The sequence below is a fragment of the Salinimonas chungwhensis DSM 16280 genome (assembly GCF_000378185.1).
Classification (GTDB): domain Bacteria; phylum Pseudomonadota; class Gammaproteobacteria; order Enterobacterales; family Alteromonadaceae; genus Alteromonas; species Alteromonas chungwhensis.
Genome location: NZ_KB899402.1, coordinates 1 through 3,332 on the forward strand (window position 1 = coordinate 1; position 3,332 = coordinate 3,332).

Annotated in this window: 5 protein-coding genes; all 5 read right to left on the reverse strand. The window is 41.1% G+C overall.

The window, feature by feature from the left end:
• Positions 1–198: 198 nt before the first annotated feature.
• Positions 199–528, reverse strand: a complete 330-nt coding sequence (locus tag F458_RS20300) for a hypothetical protein (RefSeq protein ID WP_018984965.1) — start codon at positions 526–528, stop codon at positions 199–201.
• Between the two features lie 157 nt (positions 529–685).
• On the reverse strand, positions 686–919 hold the full coding sequence (locus F458_RS0118710) for an Imm32 family immunity protein (protein WP_018984966.1): 234 nt from the start codon (positions 917–919) through the stop codon (positions 686–688).
• 81 nt (positions 920–1,000) lie between these two features.
• On the reverse strand, positions 1,001–2,299 hold the full coding sequence (locus F458_RS0118715; protein WP_018984967.1) for a hypothetical protein: 1,299 nt from the start codon (positions 2,297–2,299) through the stop codon (positions 1,001–1,003).
• A 113-nt stretch (positions 2,300–2,412) separates the two neighbouring features.
• Positions 2,413–2,814 carry a hypothetical protein gene (locus tag F458_RS0118720; RefSeq protein ID WP_018984968.1) on the reverse strand — a complete coding sequence of 134 codons (402 nt, stop codon included), beginning with the start codon at positions 2,812–2,814 and terminating at the stop codon, positions 2,413–2,415.
• Positions 2,815–2,944: 130 nt separating this feature from the next.
• Positions 2,945–3,332 (reverse strand): hypothetical protein (locus F458_RS0118725; RefSeq protein ID WP_232362691.1); only part of this gene is annotated, 388 nt, incomplete at its 5' end.

Below are 3,332 nucleotides of genomic sequence, written 5' to 3' on the forward strand. Positions count from 1 at the left end.
CTCGCTCATTTATGACAAGACAACCAGCCAATGACAAGATTGCTAAAATAGCTGCAATTTTAAATAATGACAATGAGCTCCCCCGTGAACCTAACGCCCGCATAACGGGCAAAAAAACGTAGGCTAAAATACCGAGCAACGCGAGGGGAGCCTACGTGTTTTTGTCCCCAGCGAGCGCAGCGAGTGTTAATGCGTTTGTTATACCCAAATGCTAAAAATCGTATAGCCGACTAAAACAAGCCCCATTAAAACAAAGAGTACGCCGAGAAAGTTATTGTTTCGCGGGTGACCTTCACCTTTTAACCAACCAGGATAAGTGGCAGATGGCGGTACTATTTGTTGTTGAACGGGGTGATTAATCCATTCCCCAATACCTATAAAAATAGCTGAAAGCGAAAATAGAAGAACTGTTTTATTTTCAACACCTTTTAAATCTACAGTTAGCGCCAGGATCAAAATAGGGGCTGATATAACTAGAACTGCTTTATACCAATAGTCTATTTTTAAATTTGAAAGCGGATTACTCATCCAAAGTTCCTTTTTGGGTATAATTTTCCAATAACGGGCGCAGACATGTGGGGCATAGTGGCGAAGCCGCCCCGCGTGTATGCGTCCCAGCGAACGAAGTGAGTGCGTTTATTGGGTTGTTATAAGCCAAGTTACTCACTTTGGTGACCATATACAATTAGATGATTGATGATTGATGATTGATGATTGAGTGAGACTCAGGATTACCAAGAAGTTCATTGGTTAGCTCGTTACCACCCCAATCTTCAGTCATAAAATGGTCATGTGAATGACCTGATTTTTCTGCTTGATTAGCGATTGCTTCTAAACGACTTGCTAGCCACCGAAGCTTGTCTGGGGAGCCATGAATATAGACTTGTTGAGCATCCTTATCTTTTTCAACAGTTAGCATCTGATTCCTTTTGGCTTATAACGCCCGCAACACCGGACAAATTGGAGCGTAGCGGAAAATTGTTCCGAGTGCTTGCGCTTGTTATGTTTTTGTCACTCGATGCCATATATATGCAGGTCTATTCTTTAATCTTTGTTGTTGAGATATCGATGGGAAAGCCTCTGTCATCCCTGCAGATACACTACTCATAAGAGCTGGAATCAAAGGCAAAGAAGAACCAGTAGCTACAGCAGCTGACAAGCCTACCAAACTGCCTAATACACCTTTAACCCCAGAACTAGAGATTGAATTTACATTATTTCGAATTTCATCAATCTGAGGCATAATCTCCCTATGGAAAAGCAATTCAGCTTTCGTTTCAAAGTTCTCTGGCGCAACATCACAGAGTTCTTCAGTAACGCTCAACAAAGAATAATTAAACCTTTCAAAGGCTGTCGAGTATTTATCTCTCAGCTCAATAATGGTTTTCGGGGACTCAATTTTTATGAAGCTGTTATTCGCTTCTAGAAATTTGGCTGAAACTGCTCCATTACTGAATTCTGAATTTCCAGACATTGCTAAAAATTTTGATTCGAATGAAGATTCAGTTATGTATGTATGTCCTGTTCTCGAAGCTAAGTAGGTTTCGTTATAAATACCAATTAGTCTAGCTCTCATGGCCTGGTTTATTGTCTGATATGCCCATTGCTTATACTTTTCTTCTGTAAGAGTGCCATCTTTATCCCAAGTGACGGTCCCGTTCTCGAGAGTTTGAAACAGATATAGACTTACACCTGAATGCCAATAATCATCCTTAAAGCTAACATTTAACGCTGTTCGCCTACTGACTTCAGCACCCTCACTAAGAACTAACATCCGTTCCCTATCATCTTTAAGGACAGACCTTAATATCGCATTATCGTGAACAAAGTCATGAATCTTTGCCGGAATTGAAGATTTGAAAGCATCATCTGAATGCAACAAAGGAATTTCGTCACTCGGTTTATTAAAAAACGAGATAGGAATTACTTTAATGAAGCCAGATTTAATCAATTCAAATGCCCACGAAAATAAATCCAACCCCTTTTTTAATTTGTCATAACTTATAGTTGAGGCTGAAGATACAAGTGGATCATCAATAGCAATTGATTCATAGACCAAAGCAGAAGATAGTAGCTTGTTCTGGCTAACGTCTGCTGAGCTAGTGCTGAACAAAGCACTTAAATGTTTGCCATCATATTCCTTTTCCACCTCTGTCGTTGCTGTTTGGATTCGGGCATTAGAGTACTGTGAGATCCTAGATGAAACCTCATTATCTGATAGCAACGAGAGATCGACAGCTTTCCCACTCGCAGTAAGCAGTCCTGCATCAATCAGAAGATCAAGTGCTAAAATGCTCATTACTCTCCCTCAAACATAACTTTTAAATAAGGGGCGCAGGCGCGTGGGCTATAATGCGAAGCAGCCCGCGTGTATGCGTCCCAGCGAACGAAGTGAGTGACTTAATTTGCTTGTTATGTTTCATTGCAAGTTAAATCACCGTTGCTCCAGCGCTTAACGTCCTGAGTTAAATCTTCATATGACCCCATTGCATAATCACCCTCTTCGACAGTTACGACAGCACCTTTATCTGACTCTGAGACAAGAACACGAATAAATGGCTCTTGATACCCAATATCGGGCGCGGCTCTTCTTGCTGTAATAAGTGTTCCAGCAAGTTCAACCTTGTTTTCAACGATAACCCTGTCTTGGAATAAAGAGAAATCTTTAGACCAACATTTAACAGCAATTTCGTAGATTTTCTGAGCTTCATTTTTCGGCAGGTTTGACGTTTGATAATCGTATGTAGGCTTAGGAGGTGCGACACATCCTGTGAGAGCCAAACCAAATAGCACTAAAACAACCTTTGATTTCATTTCTATTTCCTTGAAACATAACGCCCCAAGCAGGGGCAATAACACGTAGGCTATATTATGGAACGAAGTGACGGGAGCCTACGTGTTAGTGTCCCGCTGACTTGGTTTGTTATGTACGTGCCAATAAAGCCTAATTCTTAGGACTTAAATCTGGTCCAACTAGGCTCAAGATACCTTCCTCCAGGATGGTTTTCTTAACTTCGACGAGAGCCTTTTCATCTGTTTCAAACGGATCGTCCCATACAGTTGAATTATTGAATTCATCTACGACTTCTAGCAACCAACCTGATTCACCTTCCATGCGATAAATTTCCACTTTTACAGTTTGACCTGCACTGGAAATTTCTTGAGATAATTCCGAAAATTCTAATTGTGGTTCTTCGTTCATTGAAATTCCTGAAAAGTTGAAATAGGCATCAAAGTACATAACAGCCGCATAAAGGGCGATAACACATGGGCTAAAATTAGGAACGAAGTGACGCTGCCCATGTGTTAGCGTCCCAGCGAGCTTGCGAGCG